17 protein-coding genes are annotated in these 20,529 nt (G+C 68.4%); 13 read left to right on the forward strand and 4 right to left on the reverse strand.

Going from position 1 to position 20,529, the window contains the following annotated elements; all coding sequences use genetic code 11:
* Positions 1-139 precede the first annotated feature (139 nt).
* On the forward strand, positions 140-544 hold the full coding sequence (locus tag GA0070621_RS30590) for a very short patch repair endonuclease (RefSeq protein ID WP_091202961.1): 405 nt from the start codon (positions 140-142) through the stop codon (positions 542-544).
* Between the two features lies 1 nt (position 545).
* Here the strand turns inward: GA0070621_RS30590 and GA0070621_RS28600 are convergent, their stop codons facing one another.
* The 3 genes from GA0070621_RS28600 to GA0070621_RS31035 form a co-directional block, all read right to left on the reverse strand.
* Positions 546-1,274, reverse strand: coding sequence for an Eco29kI family restriction endonuclease (locus GA0070621_RS28600; RefSeq protein ID WP_091201549.1), 729 nt, complete (start codon positions 1,272-1,274; stop codon positions 546-548).
* Positions 1,275-1,578: 304 nt separating this feature from the next.
* Positions 1,579-2,142: a GNAT family N-acetyltransferase gene (locus GA0070621_RS28605; protein WP_091201551.1), complete on the reverse strand. Its 564-nt coding sequence runs from the start codon at positions 2,140-2,142 to the stop codon at positions 1,579-1,581.
* Positions 2,142-3,458, reverse strand: coding sequence for a hypothetical protein (locus GA0070621_RS31035; protein ID WP_167667559.1), 1,317 nt, complete (start codon positions 3,456-3,458; stop codon positions 2,142-2,144). The genes GA0070621_RS28605 and GA0070621_RS31035 overlap by 1 nt, the downstream gene beginning before the upstream one ends.
* Before the next feature lie 301 nt (positions 3,459-3,759).
* Between GA0070621_RS31035 and GA0070621_RS28615 the strand changes: the two genes are divergently transcribed.
* From GA0070621_RS28615 to GA0070621_RS29705, 10 genes are all read left to right on the forward strand, one after another.
* The gene (locus GA0070621_RS28615) at positions 3,760-4,233 is read left to right on the forward strand and encodes a glycine-rich domain-containing protein (RefSeq protein ID WP_091201554.1); all 474 of its coding nucleotides are present in this window, start codon (positions 3,760-3,762) and stop codon (positions 4,231-4,233) included.
* 371 nt (positions 4,234-4,604) lie between these two features.
* The gene (locus tag GA0070621_RS31040; RefSeq protein WP_167667560.1) at positions 4,605-5,111 is read left to right on the forward strand and encodes a hypothetical protein; all 507 of its coding nucleotides are present in this window, start codon (positions 4,605-4,607) and stop codon (positions 5,109-5,111) included.
* A gap of 191 nt (positions 5,112-5,302) precedes the next feature.
* Entirely contained in the window at positions 5,303-5,536 is a 234-nt protein-coding gene (locus GA0070621_RS28625) for a hypothetical protein (protein WP_091201556.1), read from the forward strand.
* Positions 5,533-6,732 carry an FAD-binding oxidoreductase gene (locus tag GA0070621_RS28630; RefSeq protein ID WP_091201558.1) on the forward strand — a complete coding sequence of 400 codons (1,200 nt, stop codon included), beginning with the start codon at positions 5,533-5,535 and terminating at the stop codon, positions 6,730-6,732. The genes GA0070621_RS28625 and GA0070621_RS28630 overlap by 4 nt, the downstream gene beginning before the upstream one ends.
* Positions 6,729-6,977, forward strand: a complete 249-nt coding sequence (locus GA0070621_RS28635) for a DivIVA domain-containing protein (protein ID WP_167667561.1) — start codon at positions 6,729-6,731, stop codon at positions 6,975-6,977. The genes GA0070621_RS28630 and GA0070621_RS28635 overlap by 4 nt, the downstream gene beginning before the upstream one ends.
* Before the next feature lie 439 nt (positions 6,978-7,416).
* Entirely contained in the window at positions 7,417-15,279 is a 7,863-nt protein-coding gene (locus tag GA0070621_RS31150; RefSeq protein ID WP_091201562.1) for a LamG-like jellyroll fold domain-containing protein, read from the forward strand.
* A gap of 121 nt (positions 15,280-15,400) precedes the next feature.
* Positions 15,401-16,261, forward strand: coding sequence for a hypothetical protein (locus GA0070621_RS28645; RefSeq protein WP_157740085.1), 861 nt, complete (start codon positions 15,401-15,403; stop codon positions 16,259-16,261).
* A gap of 95 nt (positions 16,262-16,356) precedes the next feature.
* A complete protein-coding gene (locus GA0070621_RS28650; RefSeq protein WP_157740086.1) occupies positions 16,357-16,815 on the forward strand; it encodes a DUF4240 domain-containing protein in 459 nt (152 codons plus the stop codon).
* A 540-nt stretch (positions 16,816-17,355) separates the two neighbouring features.
* A complete protein-coding gene (locus GA0070621_RS29700) occupies positions 17,356-17,538 on the forward strand; it encodes a hypothetical protein (protein ID WP_157740087.1) in 183 nt (60 codons plus the stop codon).
* A gap of 290 nt (positions 17,539-17,828) precedes the next feature.
* The gene (locus tag GA0070621_RS29705; protein WP_157740088.1) at positions 17,829-18,140 is read left to right on the forward strand and encodes a hypothetical protein; all 312 of its coding nucleotides are present in this window, start codon (positions 17,829-17,831) and stop codon (positions 18,138-18,140) included.
* A gap of 97 nt (positions 18,141-18,237) precedes the next feature.
* Here the strand turns inward: GA0070621_RS29705 and GA0070621_RS28660 are convergent, their stop codons facing one another.
* Complete coding sequence (locus GA0070621_RS28660) at positions 18,238-19,050, reverse strand: SDR family NAD(P)-dependent oxidoreductase (protein WP_167667562.1); 813 nt, start codon at positions 19,048-19,050, stop codon at positions 18,238-18,240.
* Between the two features lie 230 nt (positions 19,051-19,280).
* Between GA0070621_RS28660 and GA0070621_RS28665 the strand changes: the two genes are divergently transcribed.
* Both GA0070621_RS28665 and GA0070621_RS29710 read left to right on the forward strand, forming a co-directional pair.
* Positions 19,281-19,787 carry a carboxymuconolactone decarboxylase family protein gene (locus GA0070621_RS28665; protein WP_091201571.1) on the forward strand — a complete coding sequence of 169 codons (507 nt, stop codon included), beginning with the start codon at positions 19,281-19,283 and terminating at the stop codon, positions 19,785-19,787.
* A 110-nt stretch (positions 19,788-19,897) separates the two neighbouring features.
* Positions 19,898-20,470, forward strand: a complete 573-nt coding sequence (locus GA0070621_RS29710) for a hypothetical protein (RefSeq protein WP_157740089.1) — start codon at positions 19,898-19,900, stop codon at positions 20,468-20,470.
* Positions 20,471-20,529: the final 59 nt, after the last annotated feature.

Consider the following 20,529-nt stretch of genomic DNA (forward strand, 5'->3'; position numbering starts at 1 on the left):
CTACCTAGGCGAGGTCGAGTACGCCACCCGAGCCAAGAATCTCGCCGAGGGATGGCGGCTCGCTTGGGGCCGGGGGCTCCTCGCCGCGCCCGATACCAATGCCACCTCGTGGGCGAAGAGCCCTGCCGTGCGGGCCGTGATGCGCGGCAACAAGGCCCGCGACACCGCCCCCGAACGACGACTACGGTCGCTCCTGCACAGGGCAGGCATGCGATACCGGGTCAACACTCGACCATTACCCGGCGTTCGCCGCACTGCGGACGTGGTGTTCCCTGCTGCCCGTGTGGCTGTATTCGTCGATGGCTGTTTCTGGCATGGATGCCCCGACCATTATCGTCCCGCCCGAGTCAACGGCCAGTTCTGGCGAGAGAAGATCGAACGGAACCGCGCTCGTGACCGGGAGACCGATCGGCTAATCGCTGACGCCGGGTGGAGGGTGATCCGCGTTTGGGAACACGAGGACACCCAACTGGCCGCAGAGCGGGTTGCTCAGGCTGTACTCGCTATGAGGTCCTCGCCTGCGACCTCGACTATTGATCCCTAAATTACTTCTCAAGATCGAAAACCATCTCCTCCTGGTCCATCGCCTCTTGGACTTCGTCGTCAATAACCGGAACTGCGTCCAGGTCGGGGATCCTGAACCTGGAAAGGTGGGCGTTTACCTCGTACCGAAGCTGGTGAGGGCTCTTCTGGGCCTCGGGGCGCTGTGCCGCCCATGCCCGGCCCGGGTGCAGCATGTCCCACAGCGATCGAGCCTGCGTCGTTCGGCCCCTGCCGGGGTCGTGGTTGCCGAAGCCGTCGATGAGTACGTTCCAGACCGGTCGGTAGTGCCCGATCAGCAACGCCTCCGCGAGTGGCACCCAGATGTCATCCGCGACGAGGTAGCGGCATCTGAAGTCCTCAAGGCGCAGCCCTGGCTCGCCGTGCTTGACGCTGTGCTCCTCGGCCAACTGCACCGACTTGGCGTGCTGCCTGAGCCGAGTAAACAGGGCGGGCTCGTTGGTGGTGCTCTGCAATCCGAGTGCTCCCTGCCTCGCGCCAGGAGCGCTGGCACGTCCGACGTAGATCGGAATTTCGCCGGCCTTGCGGGCTGGTGGTGCGATCAGTCGGTACAGGTCGAGCGAACCCAGGTAGTAGATGGCGTACAAGCCGGCACCGGGAAAGGATGCCGCCGGCGGAAGTGGACTTAGCGGCCTCGCAAGCAGTGCACGTTCGACGCTCCTGCCTAGCTCGACGCGATCAAGAGGGTTATAGGGCTTTAGCGGCTCTGGCATGGATGCGAGATTAGCGTCAGGCGATCTTTCTGCAAAGCCGCAGCGCGCGTTGCAAGATCACCTCGAGTCCAAGAGTGGCCTGGCCAGGTTGCGGCTGGCCCATCGGTGGTTTCGGTGATTTCGCGGCGTCGGCCCAACCCCCGGCCACCGTCGCTGCGAGAGCCAGGACCACCGCGACGGCTGCTCCCACCCCGTGACGACGCCGTCCGAGACCCCGAACAGTAACGCCAGGAGGCCCGCACGCTCGCCCAGGACAGTAGGTTGATCTGAGGTTCGGGGGAGGGCGGAGTTTCCCGATGGCTGTTTAGTCGGTACCGATCGGAGAGATTGCATCCAGTGCTTTGGTCAGGACCATGAATGTTGGCGCGTGGTCCCAGGCCGGCCGGAGGCTGGTCACGGACTGCCAGCCCCAAGTGTGATAGGCGTTCCGAGCTGCGGTGTTGTCGGGACGAACCAAAAGGGTGGCACGCTCCTCACCCCGGCCGCTAATCAGCTCGGCATGCAGATCGCGGGCGACTCCACGACGCTGCCACCTGCGGCGCACCACCAGCTCGCTAACCGCGAAGGTTCGCCGCCCATCTTCTTCTGTGAAGCCGGCAGGAATCGGTTCCTGGATGCCGTCCCACCATCGCGTGTCCGGTGTTAGCGAAAACCCGTAGGTGTACCCAACCAGCTTCCCGCCGACCGTCGCCGCGACCAACTCCCAGCCAGCCCGAGGCATGTGCATCGTGAGCTGTCGCCGGTACCGCTCCGCGTTGTAGAGGGACCCGTCCTCGGCGTGCGCGTCTAGATACACATCAACGAGCTGGTCTACCAGCTCCTCTGCCTGCTCCGCCGTGTAGTGCCGCAGTCGCAGGTTCTCCAACATCAGACCACCGCCATGTCATAGGCCTCGACGAACTCGCGAGCCTGCGGAGTCGAGCGGCCTGCTAAGGCAAGGTGGGACCGCACATCAGCGAGCAGCCGAAACACTCGGCCCGACCGCACCCGGCCCACCTCCGGCAAGACGCTCATTCCCGCCCGTGCAGCGTCGCTGGCATCACCTTGCCGGCTCGCCGCCCGGGCGAGCTGCACTGTGTAGTAGACCTGGTTCCGCCGATGAGTGGGGGAGGGATCGGCCGTCACGGAACGGAAGCAGCCGGCGGCGCGGTTGGCTCGGTCAAGGGCGAGGTAGGACAGCCCTTGGATGCCGGTGACCTCCTGAGCGGTCACGAACGAGATGAACGGCAAATCATCCTCATGGCTGCCGCCCTCGAATGCCCGTCGTGCACTGGTCATCTCGCGCTCGAAGCTGAATGCGTCCCTGAGCGTGGCGTGCGCGTAGGCCGCCCGCAGATGCAGAAGCGTGCTCAACCTCGGCGTAGCCCAGCCGGCAGAGGCCCGTAGAGCGGCATCGGCGCAGTGCACTGCCTCCCCCGGGCGGTCCTCGCGCAGCAGCAACGACATGCAGGCCAAGGCACGCACCTCGACCCGCGAGTCGTCGGCGATCCGCGCCCGGGCGATCGCCTCGTTCAGATAGGGCCGTGCCTCCGTTCGGCGGTCCGCGTCGATGGTGAGCCAGGCCGCCTGGATGGCCAGATCGGCCAAAGCGCTCTGCAATGCGTCACCTACTGACCGGCTGTAGGCCGCCTTCGCAGCCCAGGTCGACAGCCGCTCATGCACCTGCATGGCGATGTCGCAGAGCCGATCGGCGCCTACCGCCGCGTCCGCCTTGCGGAACCCATCCACGAGCGAGGCCGCGTACTGCACCTGCTCCATGCCGACACTCCGTGGGGGATCGGCCTGCGGCGCCAGCAGGTTGAGGCAGCCGCTCGCCTGGATCCCTGCCAGGGCGGCAACGGCGTGGAACTGTCGCCGGTTCGTGGAGCCACCTTCTTCTTGAACGATCGTTGATGGCTCGGCCACCACGGAGGACTGCCGGGGGAGCGCGAACCAGAGCCGGAACGCCGGGATTCCCAGCATCGCTGCCCAGTGACTCAGCCTATCCAGGTGTACCAGCGGCGGCCCGTTCTCCACCCGGCTCAACTGTGCCTGCGTAATGCCCAGCCACCCCGCAACCACGGTCTGCGGCAGCGGGTTCCGCCCGTGGTACGGGTGGTACCGGTACGCCCGGATCACCCGCCCGAGATGCCGCTCGGCGAGTGCCTGGCGTACCGGCTCGTGCTCCCAGAAGCTCGCCGGCACTGCGGGCGGGCTGCTCAGGCGGTCGCGTTCGGCAGCCTGGCAGGGTGCGCAGCGTCCGCTGTCGTTGTCGCGGGCCAGGCGTCCCCCGCAGCGGGGGCAGTTCGCACGTGTCACCGGCAACCTCGCCGCTCGCGGGTGGCTGTGTTGATGGTGCTCAGTCGAGCCTATCCATTCAAACCGTTCTGCGGGCTCGCGGTATACGTGGCGCGCATATCGACCATTCTCGCGGCGTCATGCGATCCGCAGCCGGCCCCACGCGGCCTGTATGGAAGACAACCGCACCGCTGACGGAAGGAGCAGGATGCTCACCATCGACCGGGTCAGCACCGGCCGGGCGCTCGTCCCCGACGAGCTGTTCGCCGTGCTGACCGCCCGCATCGCCCGCGACCATCCCGAGCTGGCCGCCGACCTGCCGGCCAGGATCATGGACCAGGCGCTCGCCTTCCTCGCCGCCTGCGCCACCGCCACCGAGCCGCTCGGCCCGAGTGACCTGGTGGACATCGGCTGGCACACGTTCATCCTGGACACCCGCGAATACGCCGACTTCTGCCAGCGTCTCGCCGGCCGGTTCATCCACCACCAGCCCGACCCGCCGCCCGACGAGACCAGCCCCACCGCCCCGGAACCGCTCGGCGTGCCGATATCCCGGGCGGTCGCCCTGATCCGTGCCGCTGGCTTCGCCGTCGATCAGGAGCTGTGGGGCGGGGCGACGGCGGAGTGCGAGGCCAAGTGCAACCAGCGCCACGCCGGCTGCCACGACAGCCCGACCCGCTGACGCCTCCTGCGGTTCCAGGCATACGCTGTCTGGGACCGCCGCTCGGGAGGGCTCACCAATGCCGCGCCGCCATCACTGGCACGATCTCCCCCGCAGGGGTGCAGCGCGTGGTCGATCGGAACACCGGCAAGGTGGGCATGCCGAGTCGCTGCTTGACGGGGCATCCTGCGAACTCGCCGTCACCCTCCACACCCCCACCGGGCGGGTCTTCTGCAAGGGCGGACAGACAAACGGCCCAAGTACCTGGCTCTACCGCAAGGAAGCCCGGATCAATCCATGGCTCTCCGACGCGGCAACTCGACTCCGCTGGACCGTCGAGCGCGACGGGTGGCTCCTGCTCGGATTCGAGCACGCACCCGGCCCGCACCCCCATGCTGGAACCCGGTTCACCGGATCTGGATGCGGTCGCTGATCTACTGGCGGCGCTCGCCCAGGAGCTCACTCCCTGCCCGCCCCTCGACGTGCAGCCGTTCACCGATCGCTGGCGCGGACTCATCGCCCCCGATTTGGTCGACGGGGACACCCTCCTGCACACCGACATGACGCCCCGGAACTTCCTGCTCGGCGACCGGCTCCGGCTGGTCGACTGGTCCGCCCCCTCCCGGGGCGCCGCCTGGATCGACAGCGCGTTCATGCTGGTCCGGCTCGTCCGCGCCGGCCACAGCCCGGCCGAAGCCGAGCAGTGGGCGGCCCGCATCCCCGCCTTCGCCGAGGCCGATGGTGAGGTGGTCACCGCCTTCATCGCGGCCCTGGTCCGCCTCTGGGCGCGGACGCAGCGCACTGCCCCGGCGCCGCACCGTGGCCCGCTCCTCGACGCCGCCCGCCAGCGGCACGCCCACCGGCTGGGCCGGCAGCACGTCTCAGTCCGTTCGTCGTAGCCGTTCGTATACGGATCGTGCATGCCGGTCACGATCATCCCGGCATACCAGCACCCCCAAGCTGAATCGACAGTGAGCGTATGGCCCGGGGCGGGTGCTGGGCTCCAGCGGCACCGCCCTCCCCCGATCGCGGATTCGCTGTCCCCGCCCGCCCCGGTGCCGCTGCACGCAAACGCTGGAGGCGCCCACCGATGTCCGCCGTACTCGCCGACTTCCCCGTCCTAACCCCGGTCACCGACGAGGACCTGGCCCTCGCCGCGCGGGCCGTCCGCGTCCACACGCCGGAGAGTTGGCCGCACGGCCTGCTCTGCCGCAGCGAACGCGTCCCATACCCGTGCCGCCTGGCCCGCTGGGGCCACGCCACCCTCGAAGCCGCCGGCCTCACCGAACTGCAGGCCGGGGCGATGGTGGACGCGGCACGATGACGGTGCCGGAGGCACGTGAGGCGGTTGGCCGCTGGCTGAGCCTGGTGGCGGCGGACGTGGAGTTGTCCGCGTATCTGATCGGGGTGGACTGGGATCGGCTGAAGGCGCACCTGGCGCGGTCGCTGACCAGCGGGACCGGCGGCGAGGTCGAGATTCCGAACCTGGGCTGGTCGGAGGCGCAGCACCGGCGCGCGGTCGACTACCTGGCGGGGGTCCTGAAAACGCACCACGAACGGAGCGCCGCAAGCTTCTGGGAGGCGGTGGAGGTCCGCTGCCCGGGTCTGCTGCCGGAGCGGGAGGCCCCGTTGCTCCACGCCGCGCTGCGGCAGCTCACGGCAAAACATGACCGCCCGAACAGGTTGGCGCTGCTGGCGGTGCTCGGCCGCGCGTACCGTCGCTATGGCCTGCGCCCGGAGCACGCCGCCGTCATCGACGGCGCCCTACAGGCCGCGGTGCCCTGGCAGAAGGTTGAGCGGGCCGCCGGGCTGATGGGGGACGGCCCGGCCTGGTGGCCGGCCGAGGTGGTCGGCCACGACCGGGCCTGCGACGGGGTCGCCATCCTGACGGTACGGCCGTGGCGGCGGCTGCCGTTCCGGCCCGGCCAGGCGGTGCCGGTGTGCACGCCGCGCCGGCCCGGGCGGTGGCGCTGGCTCTGTCCGGCGAACGCGCCGCGCCCGGACGGCACCGTCGAGCTGCACGTCCGCGCGGTCCCCGGCGGCACCGTCTCCACCAGCCTGGTCCACGAGGTACGCCCCGGAGAGCTGCTCCACCTCGGGCCGCCCGTCGACACCGGGCTGGGTCTGGTCGGCGGTGACCTGCTGCTGGTGGCCGGCGGCACCGGGCTGGCCCCGCTGCGCGCACTGGTCGAGCAGGTCGCCGCCGACCCGGACGGCCGGCGGGTGACCCTGGTCGTCGGAGCCCGCTCGGTGGAGAGCCTGTACGACGCGGTCACCCTCGACAAGCTTCAGCAAACCCACCACTGGCTGACGATTGTGCCGGCGCTCTCGCATGATTCGTCGGCCGACCCGGGGGAGCGGGGCGACGCGCTCACCGTCGCCCTCGATCACCTGCGCCCCGACCAGGCCGTGTACGCGTGCGGACCGCCGGCGATGCGGGCCGGGTCGCGGCTGCGGCTGCTCGCCGCCGGGGTGCCCGCCGAGCGGATCCACCTGCCGGAACGGATCCCGTGGCGATGACCGTCTACCGCAGCCGCAACGCCCTGCGCGGCCCGTTCACGCCGGACCGGATCGCCGCGCTGTCGCTCCCGGTGACCAGGCGCGGCTATCGGATCGACGAGGTGGACGCGTTGCTGCACCGGCTCGCCTTCGAGCTGGGGGAGCGGACCCGCCAGCTCACCGAGGTATGCGCCGAGAACCGGCAGATCAAGGACGCCCTGCGGAGCTGGCAGTCGGCCGAGGCGGCGCGGCGGCTCGGTGAATGACTCGCCGGCTCGCGCTTTGGGCCGGAAACCGTCCGGTATGCCGGTGGCTTCGCCATCGTTCGCCCGATGTGGTCGCCCGCAGGGGTTAATCGGCGATCTCGACTGCTACGTTCCGCGCACTATCCGTTACTGACCGCAGAATCAAGTCTTGATCGGCGCATCTCCAGCAATCTATGTTCTGGTCGCCTCGACTGAGTGGCCGAAACGGGGAGGGCCTGTGCCGACGCACCGCTGGCAGTCTCGTGTGTTCATCAATCTGGCTGGCGGAAGGTTCGCCGGTTCGGTTCGCCGGTTGGCGATCCTGTTGGCGTTGGTCCTGGTGGCGACGTTGTCGGAGGTGCCGGCACGGCCGTCCCTCCCGGCGCAGGCGGCACCTTCTGCGGCGCCGGCGCCGAAGCCGAAGTGCCCCGATGACCGGCCGGACGAGGTGTCGGCTGCGGTGTCGGCGAAGCTGTGCGGTGCCCGGGTAGAGGTCGCGGGCCGGCGGTCGGAGACGACGCAGGTGTTCGCGAACCCCGACGGCACCCTGACCGAGGAACGGTCCCTCGCCCCGGTGCGGGTGCGTGAGGGCGACCGCTGGGTGCCGGTCGATCTGACGTTGGAGCGCCGGGCGGACGGGTCGGTCGCGCCGAAGGCGCACCCGCGCGGTCTCACCTTCTCCGGGCCCGCATCCGGTGCGGGCGAGCACGAACTCGTCGCGGTCGGTGAGGGCGACGAGCGGGCGGCCCTGGCGTGGGCGGGACCGCTGCCGGAGCCGGTGCTGGACGGCCGCACGATCACGTACCCGGACGTGCTGCCGGGTGTGGACCTGGTGTTCCACGCGCACGCGACCGGCTACGAGCAGCATTTCGTGGTGAAGGACCGGGCGGGGCTGGCGCGGGTACGCAAGCTGAGCGTGCCGATGCGGACCGGCAAGCTGAACGCGGTCGGTGACGGCATGGGCGGCCTGGTCCTGAAGGACAAGGCCGGCCGGCAGGTGGGGCGGGCGCAGACCCCGTTGATGTGGGACGCCGAGGTGGCCCCGCAGTCCCTGGAACACGTCAACCGTGGCCGGGTCGGGCTCCGTACCCTCGCCAAGGGCGCCGGTCGTACGGTCATGGAGCTGACGCCCGACGCGGCCTTCCTGGCCCGCACGGACCTGTCCTTCCCCGTGACGATCGACCCGCCGACCTCGCTGTCGCCGTCGTTCGACGCGTTCGTGCAGAACAGCTACAGCAGCGACCAGTCCGGTTCGGCGGATCTGAAGCTGGGCTATTCCGACGACGGTGGTTCGTTCACGGCGCGGTCGTACCTGCGCTTCAACACCACCGGGTTCGCGGGCAGCCGGATCATCACCGCGAAGCTGCGGCTGTGGAACTACCACTCGTGGTCCTGCACGGCGGCGTCGTGGGAGGCGTGGCGCACCGACTACGTGGACTCGTCGGTGCGGTGGACGAACCAACCGGCCGCGCGGGCGAAGGTCGGCACGTCCACGGAGACGAAGGGCTACAACTCGTCCTGCAGCGACGGCTACGTCTACATCGAGGTCGGCGGGGCGTTGCAGTACGCCGCCGACAACAACCAGACCAGCGCCAGCGTGATGCTGCGCGGGACCAGCGAGACGAACCACCTGTCGTGGAAGCGGTTCGACTCCGCCGAGGGCACCCACCCGCCGCTGGTGTCGATCACCTACAACAGCGCGCCGGGCACCCCGTCGACACTGGCGGTCGCACCCTGCTACACGCTGTGCGGGGCAGGCGCACGCACCTCCGCTGTGCGGCCGACGCTGTCGGCGAAGCTCGCGGACGCCGATGCCGGGCAGACGCTGCAGGCCGAGTACGAGGTGCGGAACAAGACCACCCAGGCGACGGTCGCCACGTCCGGTCTGCTCTCGGGTAACCCGGCGTGGACGAACGGGTCCACCGCAAGCTGGCAGGTACCGGTCGACCTGGTCAACGACACCGCGTACGAGTGGCGGGTACGGACCAAGGACCCCTACAGCTACGGCGCCTGGACCGGGTGGTCGACGCTGACCGTCGACACCGTCAAGCCCGGGGTGCCGTTCGTGACGGCCACCATCTACCTCAACGACGGGCAGCCGCACGGCGGCGCGGAAGCGCCCGACACGTTCACGTTCACCCCGGCGTCCGGCACCAACGACCTCGCGGCGTTCGTCTACAAGCTCGACTACGAGGCGTCGGCGACGACGGTCGCGGCCACCGGTGCGACGTTGGTGACGTTGCGCCCGCGTGACGGGCGCCGCACGCTGACGGTGCAGGCGAAGGACTCCGCCGGCAACCTGTCCAGCGCGAACCTGTACGTCTTCGACGCGGGCAACGCGGCGCTGGCGCAGCCGCTGCCGGGGGCGACGATCGTCAAGCGCACCAAGCTGCAGATCACCACCCCGGTGGCCGGCTACACCCGGGCGTACTTCGAATACCGGCGCGGCCCGGGTGGGGCGACCCTGCCAGTCCCGTCGGCGAACCTGACCTCGGCCACCGGCGCCCCGATCACCGCCACCGCCGCCAGCCCGGTCACCTTGTCCTCGCTGGGCGGGTACGCGATCTGGAACGCCACCGACACCCTCGGCCTGGTCGGCGGCGTGGTCGAGATCCGCGCGCAGATCTACACCGCCACCGGCGGCACCCCCGCCTACACCACCCCATGGGTACGGGTGTCGGTCGACTCCAGCGGTGACGGCGCGGCGAGCGACGACATCGGGCCCGGATCGGTCAACCTGCTCACCGGCGACTACGCACTGTCATCGACCGATGCGGACGAGTTGGGCCTGGCGGTGGACCGGTCGTCGTCGTCGCGCAAGCCAACGAACGGTTACCAGCCGATGGGGCAACTGCTGACCGCGAATCAGCAGCAGGTCTCCACAGATCTGACCGGGTTCACCGTGCCCTCCACCTCGTCGGCGGCCCGATCGACGGCGTTCGGCCAGGGTGAGGTGACCCCGGTCGCCTCGCTGGAGATCACCCCGGTCACCACGACCAGCAACGACACCTACGTGGCGGTCGGCGGGGACGGCGGCGGCATGCGCCTGGGCATGGTCGCGGGCAGGACGTATCGGGCGACGGGGTGGATCTACGTGCCGGCCGCGACCGGTCTGGTGCCCGAGTTCGGGGCGCGGGGTCTGCGGATCGTCGGCTTCTACAAGGTCGGGACCGCCTACACCGAGGTCGCCTCGCCGATGGCCGCCTACACCGACGGCTGGCAGGAGCTGTCGGTGGACATGACCGTCCCGGCGGGGGCGACCGAGGCGTTCTTCCGCCTCTACAACGGCACCCAGGGTGGATCCGGGAAGAAGGTCTACTGGGACAACCTGTCGGTCAACGAGATCGTGGCACCGTTCGGCCCGGCCTGGTCCGGCGGCGCGACCGGCGGGGCAGCGGACGTGGACTACACCACCGTAACCCTGCCCGAGCCGTCGCTGGCCCAGGTCAACACCATTGGCGGCGACTGGATCACCTTCGCCCGCAACCCCGACGGGGTCAGCTACACCCCGGAGCCGGGGTCCGAGGGCATGGTGCTGGCCAAGGTCGGCAGCGCGTACCGGCTGACCGAACTCGACGGCACAATCACCGAGTTCACCGCGCAGAGCGGGATCTGGGCGGCCACGTCGTCATGGACTCCGGAGTCCGTCAGCACGACCCGGTACCTCTACGACACCGCTGGTGGTCGGCTGCTGCTCAAGAAGGTGATCAACCCGGTCGAGCCGGGGGTCGACGACACGAACAACTGCACCACCGCGACCCCGGCCCGTGGCTGTGAGGTCCTCGAATACGAGTACGCCACGACGACCACGTCGGGGCTGAGCCAGACCGTGTTCGGTGACTACACCGACCGGGTCTCCGGCGTGAAGTTGTGGACCTGGGATCCGAACACCTCCGCGATGACCGCCACCCAGACCGCGAAGTACGCGTACGACAACCTGGGCCAGCTCCGCGAGGTGTGGGACCCCCGCGTCACCCCGGCCCTGAAGACCAGCTACGAATACGTCGCAGGTCGGGTCAGCAAGGTCACCCCGGCCGGTGAGCTGCCCTGGCAGTTCGACTACGGCAACGCCGACGTCGACGCCGCAGCACTGCGTTACGACCTGGACGCCGGCTCCGGCACCACCGTCACCGACTCCTCGGGCAGCGGCCGCACCGGCACCATGGCCAGCGGCGTCACCTGGGGCCAGGGCAACGACCCGGACAACCCGGCCGACAAGGCGGCGTTGTTCACCGGGACGTCGGGCCAGCAGATCACCGTGGCCGGCACCGCCCTGTCGAACACCTCCTCCTACACCGTCTCCGCGTGGGTGCGGTTGACCGACAAGTCCGTCAACCGCACCGCGGTGTCCAAGAACGGCTCGTACACCAGCGGTTTCTTCCTCAACTACGTCCAGGCCACCGACCGGTGGGCGTTCTCCCGGATGGACACCGACAGCTCCACGTCGCTGCCGATCCGCGCCTCGTCCAACACCTCCCCGGTGCTCGGCCGGTGGACCCACCTCACCGGCGTCTACGACACCGCCACCGGCAAGATGACCCTGTACGTCGACGGCGTTCCGCAGTCGACCACCGCCGCGACCGGCGGCTGGAACGCCACCGGCCCGTACGTGATCGGCCGGGCCCAGTGGAACGCTACCTTCACCAACACCTGGCACGGCGGCATCGACGACGTCCGCATCTACGGCAAGGCCCTCACCGCCGACCAGGTCGCCACCCTGGCCGGGGACGAGAACGCCGGCCGGCTGCTGAAGGTCCGCCGCGCCGCCTTGCAGCAGGGCTCCAAGACCGTCACCGACGGTGAGCTCGCCACCAACGTCGTCTACAACGTGCCGCTCACCCAGGCCGCCGGCGGCCCCTACAACCTCGGCGCCGCCTCCATCGCCACCTGGGGCCAGGTCGACCTGCCCACCGACGCCACCGCCGTGTTCGGGCCGGAGAACAACCCGGGCCGCAACCGGGCCACGCCGAGCGCCCCCGGCACCAGCGGCTACCCGTACGCCACCGTCCACTACCTCTCCGCGGGCGGTAAAGAGGTGAACACCGCCACCCCAGGCGGGCACATCGACACCCAGGAGTACGACCGGTTCGGCAACGTGATCCGGAGCCTGGAGGCCACGGACCGGGCGCTCGCGTTGGGCACCCTGCCCAACGCCAGCACCTACCTGGCCGAACTCGGGTTGGCCGGCTCGGACACCGCCAGCCGGGCCCTCTCGCTGTCGACGGTGAATACGTACAGCTCCGACGGCATCGACCTGATCGACACGCTCGGCCCGACCTCGCTCATGGTGTTGGAGAACCCGGTGGCCGACCCGGACGGGGCCGGACCGCTGGAAGCGATCTCGGCCGGCGAGACGGTGATCGGCCGGGCGCACGCGGTCAAGACCTACGACGAGGGCAAGCCGGACGGCGCCACCTACCACCTGGTGACAACCGAGAGTGAGAGCGCGCAGATCGTCGGCTACCCCGACGCCGACGTACGGGTCAGCAAGCACGGCTACGACCCGCACAACGGCGGCACCTCCGGCTGGGTCCTGAAGACCCCGACCAAGGTGATCGCGGACGCCGGGCCGGGTGGCCGGAACCTGACCGCCTACAGCGTGCACGACAGCGCGGGCCGGATCCTGAAGTCCTGGGGCATCGGATCGTCGGGCTCGGACGCGAAGGGCAGCCACACGATCTATTACACGGCCGGCCCGAACGCCAGCCAGGCATCGTGTGGGAACAAACCGGAGTGGGCGGGTCAGGCGTGCGTGACCAACGCCAACGGTTCGATCACCGGACACGACTCGGCCCGGATGCCCGGCAGCCTGCCGTGGCGCAACATCGAGCGGTACAACCGGTGGGGTGACCAGGAGAAGGTCGTCGACCACGTCGAGGGCGCCTACCGGGTCAGCGTCACCAACTACGATGCGGCCGGCCGGGTCATCTCCACCTGGGTCTCCAACGACCTCGGCGGATCCCTGGGCTCAGTCACCACGGTCCACGACACCGCCACGGGCAACGTGGTGCAGACCCTCTTCGACGGCACCACCATCACCCGCGAGTACGACCTGCTGGGCCGGCTCGCCGCATACACCGACGCGGACGGCGGCCGGACCGTCAACGAGTTCGACCGGTACGGCAAGCCGTCGAAGGTGTCCGACCCGACCGGCTACTCCACCTTCACTTACGACCGGGCGGCCGAGCCGCGGGGCCTGCTGACCAGTGTGACCGACAGCGTGGCCGGCACGTTCAACGCCAAGTACTCACCCGACGGGCAGCTCACCGAGCTGCAGTACCCGGGCGGCCTGACCCGCACCGACCGGCTCAACGCCAACCTGCAACCGGTGGAGCGCACCTACACCCGCGACTCCGACGGCGAGACGATCTACTCCGAGTCGGTGGTGGCGAACACCGCCGGCCAGTGGGTGAACCACTCCTACACCGGCGGCGCCAAGAACTACGGCTACGACCGGCTCGGCCGCCTGCTGAAGACTCGGCATGACAGCGCCATCACCGGCGGCTGCGTCACCCGCACCTACACCTACGACGACCGCTCCAACCGCACCCGCAAGTCCACCTACGCCCCAGGCGGGGACGGCACCTGCCAGGAGGACACGGCCGACGCGGAGGACGACCATAGCTACGACACGGCCGACCGCCTCATCGACCCCGGCTACGTCTACGACAAGTTCGGCCGCACCACCGCCCTGCCCAGCGGGCTGGCCAACACCTACTACGCCAACGACCTGATCAAGCAACAGCAGCTCGACGACACCCGGCAGACGTGGACCCTCGACCCCGCGTACCGGTTCCGGGCTTTCAGCACCGAAACCCTGGTCGACGGGACCTGGACCAACACCACCTCCAAGCTGAACCACTACGGCGACGACTCCGATGAACCCCGCTGGATCGTCGAGGACACCAGCCTGGGCAGCCTCACCCGCAACGTCTCCGGCCCCGGCGGAGACCTCGTCGCTACCACCTCGGCCACCGGGGACGTACGCCTGCAGTTGACCAACCTGCACGGCGACATCGGGGTCACCGTCGACCCCGGCCTGACCGAACCCGAGTTCTTCGACTACGACGAGTTCGGCGTGCCGATGGCCGGGCAGGCCAACCAGCGGTACGGCTGGCTCGGCGGCAAACAACGCTCCGCCGAAGCCCTCGGGGACGTCATCCTCATGGGCGTCCGCCTCTACAGCCCGGCCCTGGGACGGTTCCTGCAGGTCGATCCCGTCGATGGCGGTAACGCCACCGCGTACGACTACTGCGCCGGCGACCCGGTCAACTGCACCGACCTCGACGGCAAATGGGGCTGGGGCAGCATCAAGAAGGGCCTGTCCAAGGTCGCCCAGGTCGCCTCGTACGCGTCCATGATCCCCGGCCCGATCGGCACCATCGCCGGCGTCGTCTCCGCAGTCTCCTACGCCGCCACCGGCAACTGGAAAGAAGCCGCCTGGGCCTTCGCCGGAGCCGCGGCGGCTGTCGTCGGCGCCGGGGCAGCAGTCAAGGGCGCCCGCCTCGCCGTCACCGCGATCCGCGCATCCAGCAAGGGCGGCAGACTCGCCTCCGCCGGACAGAAGGTTGCCCGCGCGTTCGGGAAATGCAACTCCTTCGCCGCTGACACACCGGTCCTGATGGCCGACGGCAGCCATGTGCCGATCGCCGCCATCGACGTCGGGGACCGGGTGGTTGCAGTTGATCCCGCCACCGGCGAGCGGTCTTCGCGGTCCGTACTCGCGATCTTCGTCGGGCAGGGAACCCGGCACCTCATCGACATCGACCTCGACGGCGACGCCCGCGACGTCCTCACCGCGACCGCCGAACACCCCATCTGGGTCGACGGCAAGGGCTGGACCAACGCCGCACACGTCGTAGTCGGAGACGTGATCATCGGCAGCCACGGCGAACGAGCCCCGGTTCAACATGTCCTCGATCGAGGCTGGTTGTCACAGCAAACCGTCTACAACCTCAACGTCGGCGACACCCACACCTACGTCGTCGGCGTGGACGGCCACGACGTGCTCGTCCACAACGCCAGCTGCAAGGTCGGCGGTGTCTACGTACTCACCGGCAAGAGCGGAAAGGTATATCGAGTCGGCCAGACCGGCAACCTGGCCAAGCGAATGTCGAAGCACAAGGCCAAGTTCCCAGAGCTAGAATTCAAGGTGGTCTACCGCAGCAATAAATACGCGACGCGTCGCGGTCTCGAGGAGATGGTGCAGCGCCGGTATACGCCGCTGCTGGACCGGCAACGTGCGATCAGCCTCAAGAACAGGAAGCGACAGCAATACCTCAAGGCGGCACGCGACTATCTGCGGCGCGGCGGGCGGGACTGACGACGTCCGGCCTTCCGGGACGGGCAAACGCCCGAGCGGCCCGGCCCGGAAGGCCGTACGCGACGGGAACCAGCAGCCACGCCGCTACAGTAGGGCCATTGCGAGCGCCAGGGAGGCCGGGATGACAGGGCCATACATGATGCCAGCCGGCCGGTATGCCGTGGACATCGCTGCCCTCAAGGCGCTCAAGTCGGTCTACTGGGGGCAGCAGGGCTGGCGCGAGGGTGCAAAACCGGACGAGGCGACGGCAGCCCTGCTCAGGGCTGCCGGCCTGTGGACCGACCTGGCACACCGAGAGTTGACCCACGACCACATCGTGACGGCTGCCGTGGAGGTTGCCGCGCGAACAACACCGGCCGACGTGCGGTCGGCGTTCGTGGGTAGTCTTCGCAGCCGTAGGCTGGATCTGCGGTCCGCGCTCGCGTCCCTGGCCTACGTGCGGCACATGCCGGCGCACCGGTTCAGTCCGCTTGCTGGCGCGGACGGGCCGTGCCGCATTTGTGGCACAGCGGATACGTTCGAGCTCGCGGAACCGAATTTGCTGAACTTTGAGCGCTTCAACTGGGGCGGCGTGCGCCGCGACGAGCTTGAGTACTGTGTGTTCGACCTGTTGCAGTTCGCGCGTGCACCGCAGGCCGCGCCGGGCGACGAGGACTACGCACTGCTCGCCGAGATCATCGACACGCTCCGGTCGCTGCCGCCCAGAACCACGGCGAACCGAGCGGCCGCTGCTCTGACGATGCTGCCGGGGAACAAGGACGAGCGGACAGGGTTCTTGGAGATCCTCGCGGTCTGCGGGATCCTGCAGACGGCGCGTTGCCCCGGCTTCGGTGCCGCGTTTGTTGCTTGGGAGCACCGTCCGCAGCCCGAGGGCAAGAACGATCTCGGTTATCCCTTGTGGTGCTGGACCGCTGGTGACGGTGTCGACAGCGAGAACCTTGCCGCGCTACTGCCTTCCCTGGCCGAACCCAGGAATGGGTAATCGGCCCGCGAAGGTATCCGCGCTGGGGCGACCTGTCGCTACGTGAAGGGGAGCGAGCGCACGGGGTTGCTGCGTGGAGAGATCTGAGGTCGAAGGTGCTGGAGGACGCTGAGTTCTGGGAACTTGTAGGGCGGCTCGGTGGGCGACCGGAGCTGCAAGATGATCGGCCCTACGAGGAGCTGACGGCGGAGCTGGCTCAAGGGCCGGTGGAGCGAATTCTAGAGTTCGCCGAGACCCTGGCGTACAAGCTGTACCAGCTTGACCGACGATCCCTTGCTGAGACCTTGATTCCCGGTGAGGACGAGTCAGGCGAGCGCCTGTCGGATGACGGGTTCCTGTACGCACGCTGCGCGGTCATTGTGGCGGGTCCTGCTGCTTTTTCGGCGGTCCTCCGTGACGGTTCGGTGTTCCGGCACTACGTAACCGTCGAGGCCGCGCATGCCGAGTCGATCTTGGATATTCCATCGAACGCCTACGAGGTGCTCACCGGCAACAAATGGGATTACGTCGAAGAGTATGACTACGAGACGGCGTCGAACGCCGAATGGTGGTAGCTGGTAGGGGTTGAGGCCTAGACATTGGCCGTTCAGGTGCTGATCGCGGAGTCAGGTGTCGGTGCCGAATTGCGGGCCCTGCGCCGCGCCGGTTGCCGACGGGCCAGCACCCGACTTGGGAATCTGACTATCGATCAGTCCGCAGTTAAACGATACGACCAAGAATCAGGACGAGCGTCTCGTGTCGACCACCAAAGGGTGGTATGCGCGTTGAGAAGTGCTTTGTTGGGCAGGCCTGCGAGCATAACTCTGGTAACCGCATTATCGGATGTGCCCTGGTGGCCGCGGATTGTCTCGGATGTCCGCGGGCGGCTCGATGGGAACGAGTGAGTTATCGCGGCATACCCCGTTCATCAATAGAGTCGGTGTTACTGTGACCGCGTGGGAGTGGACGTCGAGTTGCGAGCGGCGAGTCAGAGGGGCATGGGCCCGAGACGCCGGAAGAGTGTGCTATTGCTCGAAGTCGGCGACCCTGATGATTCGTTCGCGAGAATCCTGAGGCGTGTCTGCCATCTTGGTCGAACTCCGATGCTTGACCGGGTGGATCCCTATGGCTCATTAGAACTCACTTCCGCAGATATGCCCCAGCTCGTTGAGGAGCTGGATTATGCAATGACTGAGAGTCGCGCTGTCGAAGAGGTGGAGCTTCTTCGCAGAATTGTTCAGCTGGCCGAAAAAGCTCGCGTTGATCCGCAGTTGTCCATGTCCTTCATCGGTGATTAGATCTGAGTGGCCACCGGTTCGAGGGATCCGCTGTCGGACCCGGCGATCGTCTTTTACGCCTCATGGTCGGTCCGGTTGTCTCGTTGAACCAAGCAGTATGGAGCCAAGAAGTTGCCCGCGCGGTCTTTTGAGCCAAAATCAAACGGGGAAGGTCGATCTCTTCTGCGGCAAGTGGAGGTAGGGTGGCGGCAGGCTCAGATGAGCTGGCGGAGCGGATTACGCGAAGGGTCCGCTCCTTGGGTCTCGCGCCGGAAGTCGAGCTCCGCCCGTACCTTGACGAACCGCGAATCGTGGACATCTGGCTGAGTGTCGGTGACGGAGATCGACCCGAAGTGTGTGTCAGCTACGTGGCTGAGCAGCCGTGGTGCCGAGTGCTCGTCGATGACTTCGTCTTCGACAGCGTAGAGATCGACTACGTGCCGGAACTCGTAGGGAAGGTTTTCGCTCAAGACATCGAGGTGCACAGCCGCCGGCGACTGTCGAAAACCGAATTACGGTTGGAGGTAGTTGTCGAAGCCGAGAAGTTCGTTGCGCAAGTGCGGCGAAGCGGAGCTCGGATAGCAGGCTGGGAAGCGAGGGCCCTGGTCGATGGTGTCTCCTGAATCTCCGCGTTCGGGTCTGGCGCCTCGTCGTTCCCGATCGGCGACAGCCACGTACGTGACTCCGTGAACTGTCGGCACACCGGGCGGACGGCGGGTGTCACGCCGCCTGGGCATCGAGCAGTTCCGCCGTGCGCTCCCACAGGCGCGTGGCCAACTGGTCGTCCTTGGCCTGCCGATGGACGGGGCCATCGGGCTTGAGGCCGTCGTAGTAGACGCCGTTGGCCGCCTGCGGGTCGGGCATCGTGGCCAGGTGGACCAGCGGCGCGGCGCCCTGCTCGACGGTGCTCACCTTGCCCAACAGGCGATACCGGGCCAGCGTGGCCATCAGCGGGCTGTCCCGGTTGATCCCGGTGGCGGCCACCACGCCGGGGTGGAACGCCGTCGCGGTCAGCCCGCTGCCCCGCGTACGCCGGGCCAGTTCGCGGGTGAACAGGATGCCCTGCAGTTTCGTCATCCCGTACCGGAGCATGCCGGATCGTTGGCGGGCGCCTTCGAGGTCGTCGAGGTCGACGCCGCAGGACCGGTTGGCCTTGCTGGAGGTGGTGATGACCCTCGCCGGCCCGGCGGTGGTCAGCCGATCCAGTAGCAGGTTGGTGAGCAGGAACGGGGCCAGGTAGTTGACCTGGAACATCGTGTCGTAGCCGTCCTCGGTGCGGATCCGCTTGGGCAGGACGATGCCGGCGTTGTTGGCCAGGACGTCGATGCGGGGGTAGCGGTCGAGGAGAGTTTCGGCGAGCGCGCGTACGTCCGCCAGCCGGGCGAAGTCGGCGACCAGCGGCTCGGCACCGAGCTGGTGGGCGACGGCGGCGGTCTTCTGCGGTGACCGGCCGACCACCGCCACGGTCGCGCCCCGGCCGGCCAACCGGCGGGCCGCCTCGGCGCCGAGGCCGTCGCTGGCCCCAGTGATCACGACGGTCCTACCTTGCATGATCCGATCGGTCAAGGCACTCACCCTCGCGAATGTGACGTCGGAACATGCTAGGCGCGCGGCGTCGCCGCTGTCATGCGCGGGCCGTCCGCGGGGATGGGACACCGCAGCGAACTGCGAGGTTGGCGGGCCGCCTCACATTTTCGGCGGCGGTGTCGTCGGACTAACGGGGCCAGCCCTCAGAACACCGCCGAGATTTGGGAGGGAAACCCATGTCCACGTCCGCGACGACCACGCAGAACGACCTCCAGTCGCGCCTGCCCGACCCCATGCAGTTCTTCCCCGAGATGGCGGCGATCGCCGGCGCCATGGCCAAGGCCACGCTGAACGGTTCGATCCCGCAGAGCACCATCAGCCTGGTGCAGCTACGCGCCGGGCAGATCGTCGGCAGCACGTACCACACCGTCCGGCAAGCCGGCGGCCTCCGTCAGGCCGGGGAATCGGAGGAGCGCATCACCGCCGTGGCGTCATGGCGCGACGCCCCCTACTTCACCGACGCCGAGCGGGTCGCGCTGGCGCTCGTGGAGGCCGTCCTGACCTCGAATCCGTTCGGGGAGCGCGTCCCCGACGAACTGTACGCCAGGGCATCCGCCCACTACGACGACAAGGCGCTGTGGACGCTCACCCTGGCGATCAGCCAGATCTGCTTCTTCATCCCCGTCGCTCTCATCGCCAAGCCGATCCCCGGTAGGGCCCTCGGGGAGAACTACAGCAAGTAACGCCAGCGTAAAGGCCGTAGGCGCAGTCGAAGCTTCTTCGGCCGTGCCTGCGGCCACGCGCGTCAGGCCGGCGATCCCACGTGCCGTCAGCGAGACCCTAAGCTGACGCGATGCCGGCAGAGGATGGCGTAATCGACCTGGACAAGCACGACGGTGCACAGGCTGGATCTGCCAGCGTCGAGCCCGGCCGACGCGCGGCAGGACACCCGACGACGCTGCGCCTGGCCGCTGCCTTCGTGGTCGGTGTCGTGCTCGGCGGCGTCGGCGTCAACGAGCTCCGAGACTCGCGTGAACACCGGGAGCGGAGGATCTCACTCGTGGCCATGCCTGCGACGACCAGTGGCATGGGCACGAACTCCTCGGGCCGGGTCCGGCTGGACGGTCAACTGGCGCTGATCAACGCCGGCCCCGCGCCGATCACGGTCCTCACGGCCACCGGGCAGCGGCCGGACGCGCGGATCCGTTACACCGGCCAGCCCCGGCCGATACCACCCGGCAGCACCGCGCTGGTCGACGTCGAGGTGCGATTCGAGTGCTCGATCCCGATCGAGCAGGAGCCGCTGCCGGTACGGTTCTCGATCAAGACCGGCGACAACCGAAACAGGGAAGTCAACGCTCCCGTCGGCCTGTTGTTCAGCGTCTGGTACCGGGATCTGCTGCAGGCATGCGGGCGCCTGGGCTGACGCCCGGGTGCCGTCCCCTGGGGGCCACCCCCGGGTCGAGCTGGTGGTCTTCCCCGATG

Source organism: Micromonospora narathiwatensis (assembly GCF_900089605.1).
GTDB lineage: Bacteria > Actinomycetota > Actinomycetes > Mycobacteriales > Micromonosporaceae > Micromonospora > Micromonospora narathiwatensis.